Raw genomic sequence first — 5838 nt, 5'->3', positions numbered from 1 at the left:
AGTGGGTCAACGACTCCAATTAAAATAAATGGAGTGAGTGATCGTATTTTGTCAACTGTTATTGATAACTCAAATAACTTATATTTTGCAAAAATAAATGGACTTTATACATTACAAACTGCTTTGTCGTGAACCAAAGAACAAAGTCAGTTTAATTTAATTGATAGCACTAAAAAGAAAACTTGAACAAGAAATAACTTGCTTACTGTTGATGGGGAATTAAATATTGAAATTAAAAATAACAACATTGATAAGGTTTTATTTGATAATATCTTGCAACCACAAACAGCTAAATTATGAAACATCAATGTCAAACCCGAAACTAGTGAAAAAGACCATCATTTAGAAGTGATTTTTACTTTGGATGGAAAACAATACACTAGTAAAATTATTGTTTCAATGCAGGCAAAAATAGACCCACCAATTCCACCAAAACAAGAAAATTTAAGTGATGTAATTAAATTTGATATCGATAACAACTTAGGAAATATTTTAGATAACAATAATGAAACTATCATTTCAGCAATTACTCAAAAAAATTCTCGCATTATTGATTTTTCACAAATTGAAATTACTGATAAGAAAGATACCAAAGCAACTTTAACGGCAAAAAAAGATAGTAAAAGTTATCAAGGTTCAGTTGTGGTTAAATATAATGTTGTACCATCAACAGTTGTTGATTTAAAAATTGATTTAAAACCAACATCACCATCAACACAAGTTGATATTGATTATGCTGGACAAATTGATAAAACCATTATCACAAATACAGTTAATTCATTCTACTATGCAAATAGTGAAAGTAAAATCACAATGATTAAACCAACTGCAAGCAGTGTCATAACTGGATTTGTATATGGTACTGATAATCAATGAAATAAAACATCACAAAATATAACAATCGACCCAACCAATGGTATTGTTTTAGATGGTTCGCAATTATCAACAAACAACGGAAAATATGTTATTGAATTGCAAGATAATTTAGGAAATCATAACAATATTTATTTACAAATTGCTCCAAAACAAGAAATTGCACATTATTTTGATACAGATAATGGTAAACAATTTGAAAAGTGAGCAAAAGCAAATGGACACGATAACATTCATGAATATTCTGTTCGCCAACTAAATAAATTGTTTGAAGAAAGCAAATCATGAATTAAACAAGCAAATGATAATCAACTAGCTAATGCTGTTGCTGATTGATTTAAAATCAAAGGTAATGTTTCTTCAAAAAAAATAATTTCAAAAGAACAAATTGTTGAACAATTAAAACAACAAATACCAAAGACTATCACAATTGATAAATTTGATACAAGCAATTATGATTTAAACAAAGTTTCATTTGAAATTAAAGGCATGCGATTTCAACCAAATGAGAAAGTTGAAATTGTTATTAAATATGGTTCTGAAAAATCAAATAGTTTTATATTACAAATTCAAAATAATAACCCACCAAACAATGACAAAAAAGGATTAACTGTATTAGCTATTATTGGCATTGCAATTGGTAGTTTAGTAGGATTGCTACTTTTTGGTTGATTATTAAAAAAATTTGTTATTACACCATTTATTTTAGAACCAATGCGTAAGAAAAAAACAGAAGCTTTCCAACGTCAAACTGAAAAAGACATTGCCCAAATGAAAGCTGATGAAGCCGAAGAAGAAACAAAAAGAAAAGGAAAAAAATAAAATGAACTGAACAATATTTTTTGCAATTATTATTCTTTTATTTATTTTTTTCAAACCAATACTATGATTATTAAGAAAAATAATGTTTCTTTTGGGATGTATATTTGGTTTTTGCAAAGGATTAATTGATTTAAAAACAAGAAATTAGAAAAAGAGAAAGTAGGTGATATACATGATGATATTAGCAACAAATAGTAATTTACAAGATGTTGGAAACAAAATTATTACAATAGGAATGCCAATTTTAATCAGTTTAGCAGTAGTAATTGGCATTATTATGGTAGCTTACTATGCTATTGGCGGTAAATTTTCAAAAAATGCTGACCAACGTAAAGAAACCATTGCGCGAATTATATGGGTTGGAGTTTGTTTAGGAATTGTAATTTTAGCAAGTTCACTAGTTTTAGGATTAAAAGATGTTATTTTAGGAATTTCTTAAAAAGGGGGATATAAAAAATGTTACAAAAGAAAAAAGGGTTAAAAAACCCTTTTGCTGTTGGTAAATCTGCAAAAATAAAACCAACATCAATAAATAATATCATAGCCATTGTTAACAACGTCATTAAAAAAATGGCTATGTTTCTTATTATAGCATTCTTGTCCTTAATGTTAATAATGGTTATTATGATTATAATTATTGCAGCCATTATAGCAATTATTTCACCCGATACAATAAACAATTTTATCAATGCACACAGTGAAGTAGGTTCTGGAATATTTGTTCATTATAATCAATTAACACTTAACGATAGTGGTGGAGATGAACCGGGTTGATTATTAGGGGCAATTATGAAAGCTGTATTTGCAATTTTATATATAATTTTTATTAAACCATTACTTTGAGTTTTAAATAAATTCCAAGACATAATTTATTTTATGTCTGGTGGTAATTTAGCAAACCGTTTACTTTTTGAAAACAATAACCCAAATGGTTTTCCAACCCTATTAATTGTAATGTTATCTATTGCTGGAATAATATTAGTTTTACTACTAGCTGGACGAATGATTGAGATAATGTTAGATGATGAAAAACACAGTAAATTAAAAATAACATTACGTAACATGCTTTTATTGTTTATAGCAATACCAGCAATTCCAGTTATTTTTTATACATTGAATATTATTGTTAACTTACTAACCCAAGCAATAATGCAAGCCAGTAACGAATAATACACAAATGTTTACACATCAATAAATACTGATACACATTATTACAAAAACATTATAACGTAATAATTTAATGATTATCAAAATTTAGCATTTGATAATAAAAAAAAGATATGCAAGTTAAACTCAAAAATAAAAAATAACAACTTTTGATATGTAATCCAAAATTGTGAATTAATTAATAACGGACTTCTCCCCACATGTACTTGTGGAGGAAACAATGAAATTGAATGAGTTCAACAATACTTTTCAAACAGAACAAGATTGTTTGAAATATATAGTAAGTTTGAAGGAAAATAAATGTATCAGGTGTTATTGAACAAATTTGAATACTTCTGATTTAAGAAGAATAAGATGTTTGAAATGTCATCAAACATTTAGTATTCTTCATGGCACCATTTTTTACAAGTCACAAATACCTTTGAAATCTTGGTTTTATCTCATCTTTAGATGAATAAACACCAAACATGGAATTCCATCAACTGATGTTGCAAAAGAATTGGGGGTAACTTTGAAAACTGCTTGAAGAATGGGTCATAAAATCAGAACTTGTATTGCCAAACAAGAATCACAATTTATTGTTGAGGGCATAGTGCAAATGGATGAAATGTATCTTTCACATATGGGTTTTAAAAAACAAGGAAGATCCTTGGTGAATAAAACCTTGATTGTTGGTATTTATGAAAAAACAACCAATAAATTAATTGTGAAAGTATTGAAAAATGCAAAAAGTAAAAATCTTTTGCAGTTTGCAAGAAACCACATTTCTTCAAAGTGTCATGTACATACTGATTTTTGAAAAGGATATTGCGATTTTAAATCGGTTTTCACTAAGCATGAAACAGTCAATCATCAAGATAGCTATGTTTCAAAAACTGGTGTAAATACCAACCAAATTGAATCAGTTTGAAAACATATAAGAAGAACATTTAAAACACATATCAAAGTTGCAAAACATCATGTTCATTTATATGCAAAAGAAGCTGCATATAAATTCAATAAGATACCTAGTTTTGAAATTGTAATGCTATGTTTGATTTAAAAATGTGGGGAGAAGTCCGTAGATAGGCTTTTCTCAGCATTTATGTGATAAAATTTAAAAATAGTACATAAAGGGAGAAAAGCCATCTAAATTTCTTGGTTTTGTTTTCTTTTTGCTATTTTCTAAAATTGATCTTATGTTCTCAAATTGTTCTTTGGTGACATGACTTGGATAATTTTTATGCATATATACCCCTTATCTTAAAATATATAATCATTTTACATTATTTTATAAAAGATTCCAAACAGGTTCTTAGAAAATAATAAGCACTATCAAACAGTAATTAATGAAATGCTTGAAGAAACTGGTATTGATGTTACTAACAAAAAAGTAAAAATTCATTATTTAGGTAAACATTATGCAAATAAATCAAGTACAAAATTATGATATTTTTATGGCATTGATTTAACTCAATTGAATTTAAATCTAACAAAAACATACAAAGGTTTGGGTGATGGTTCGACTGGTGAAAAAGAAATTAGTGCAAGATTTGTTAGTTCAAAGCAATTAAATAAATCAAATGACGCTTTAAGTTTAACTACACATAGTAAATTAACTTTGAAAAATTTGATTAATTTTGATAATAACATAAATCAAAAATTAGATATGATTTTACAAATTTTAGATAAACAAAAAAACAGTAGTAATAATAATTCTGATCAAAGTTCATGAAAAGATTAGGAGGATAAAATTATACAATTAACAAATAAAGAGCAAGAGCTTCTATCAACTTATCAAAAATGATTAAAGGACAATAATTTAAGTGGTAATTGTAGTGCTTATTTTATTTCTAAAACTTCGATGTTGGTTTTTCAAGTTTGGAGAATAGAAAAACTTATAAGTGAAACAATATGATTAAAAAGTGATAATGAAAAATGACAATTTTATATTAAAAATTTAGATAAAAAAATTAATAAATCTTTTTTACTAGAAGAAATTTTAAAAATCGAAAAAGATTTTGTTTTAAAAACCTTTAAAGAAAAATCAAATTTGTAAACAATATGTAACAATGTATAATAATATATGGTTTGAACAATTAAAAAGCGTTGAAAAGAGTTTATGGTATGTTTGGGTATTCATAAACTCAAACTTCGCTAAAAACAGTCAATATGACCGATTTAAGGGATGATAATTATGAATCAAAATTTTTCAGAAAAAAATATCATATTATTAGAAAATATAGTGTTAAAAATTATTGGTTATGGAGTTGGTGGTATTTTGTGTGTAATTGGAATTATAACTATGGCCAGTCACGTATATTTAAAATTGCCTTATCCATATTGATTGATTATTGGTTTAGTTTCTACAATAATTGGTTTTATTTTAGTTATGACTCATACAATTTTTAATTTTATTATTAAATTAATGAAAATTAAAAAAGAAAAATAATAAGGAGAATAAATAATATGAAAAACTTATTAAGTATGCTTGCAGTTTCTACTTTGGTAGGTACAAGTGCAAGTAATTTAAAACCAGTATTTACGAGTAATGTTGTAAATCATGGTTTTAAATCAAATCAAATCAATCAAAAAGACCTCATTATCACAAATGAAAATGATACAAATCCATTTATCAATAGAATTATTGATATTGATATAAATGAGAGAATTACTTGTAACATTGTAACTAATAATGGTGTTATTTATGTTGGAACTGCTACTGGTGAAGGTTCTTTATCAACTAGTAAATTATATCAAAGTACTGATGGAATTAAATTTATAGAAATTAAAAGTTGAAATCAAGATTATGGAAAAAGCGATACAATAGAAAGTTTAGCAATTGATAATGAAAATAATATTTATGTTGGAACTTTTAATAACATTTTTAAAAGTATAATTGGTGCAGATCATTTTTTTGCATTGACAGGAGTAAAAGGAATAGTTGAAAGTTTAGCAGTAGCTAATAATAACACTGTTTATGCAAGCACAAGCTAT

Annotated in this window: 8 protein-coding genes and 1 pseudogene; 8 read left to right on the top strand and 1 reads right to left on the bottom strand. The window is 26.2% G+C overall.

Annotated elements, in window-relative coordinates; translation table 4 throughout:
* The 4 genes from M0D11_RS05080 to M0D11_RS05065 all read left to right on the top strand — a co-directional run.
* Window positions 1-1695: adhesin (locus M0D11_RS05080; RefSeq protein ID WP_252320683.1), on the top strand; the 1695-nt coding region annotated here is incomplete at its 5' end.
* A gap of 172 nt (window positions 1696-1867) precedes the next feature.
* Window positions 1868-2134: an Mbov_0395 family pilin-like conjugal transfer protein gene (locus M0D11_RS05075; protein ID WP_252320681.1), complete on the top strand. Its 267-nt coding sequence runs from the start codon at window positions 1868-1870 to the stop codon at window positions 2132-2134.
* A gap of 17 nt (window positions 2135-2151) precedes the next feature.
* A complete protein-coding gene (locus M0D11_RS05070) occupies window positions 2152-2865 on the top strand; it encodes an Mbov_0396 family ICE element transmembrane protein (RefSeq protein WP_252320679.1) in 714 nt (237 codons plus the stop codon).
* A 418-nt stretch (window positions 2866-3283) separates the two neighbouring features.
* Window positions 3284-3904 (top strand): IS1595 family transposase, encoded by a 621-nt coding sequence (locus M0D11_RS05065; protein WP_252318950.1) that lies wholly within the window; start codon window positions 3284-3286, stop codon window positions 3902-3904.
* Between the two features lie 84 nt (window positions 3905-3988).
* On the opposite strand, the pseudogene M0D11_RS06980 reads toward M0D11_RS05065, so the two are convergent.
* Window positions 3989-4090 (bottom strand): annotated as a pseudogene (locus M0D11_RS06980) (IS5/IS1182 family transposase); the annotation flags it as partial.
* A 105-nt stretch (window positions 4091-4195) separates the two neighbouring features.
* On the opposite strand from M0D11_RS06980, the gene M0D11_RS05060 reads away from it, so the two are divergent.
* From M0D11_RS05060 to M0D11_RS05045, 4 genes are all read left to right on the top strand, one after another.
* Entirely contained in the window at window positions 4196-4585 is a 390-nt protein-coding gene (locus M0D11_RS05060) for a hypothetical protein (protein ID WP_252320677.1), read from the top strand.
* 120 nt (window positions 4586-4705) lie between these two features.
* A complete protein-coding gene (locus tag M0D11_RS05055) occupies window positions 4706-4900 on the top strand; it encodes a hypothetical protein (protein ID WP_252320675.1) in 195 nt (64 codons plus the stop codon).
* Between the two features lie 138 nt (window positions 4901-5038).
* Entirely contained in the window at window positions 5039-5293 is a 255-nt protein-coding gene (locus tag M0D11_RS05050; RefSeq protein WP_252320673.1) for a hypothetical protein, read from the top strand.
* Window positions 5294-5310: 17 nt separating this feature from the next.
* Window positions 5311-5838: beta propeller repeat protein (locus M0D11_RS05045; protein ID WP_252320671.1), on the top strand; the 528-nt coding region annotated here is incomplete at its 3' end.

Source organism: Spiroplasma endosymbiont of Lariophagus distinguendus (genome assembly GCF_023846195.1).
In the GTDB taxonomy this organism is placed as follows: domain Bacteria; phylum Bacillota_I; class Bacilli_A; order Mycoplasmatales; family VBWQ01; genus Spiroplasma_E.
This window is presented reverse-complemented; position numbering and strand designations above follow the sequence as displayed.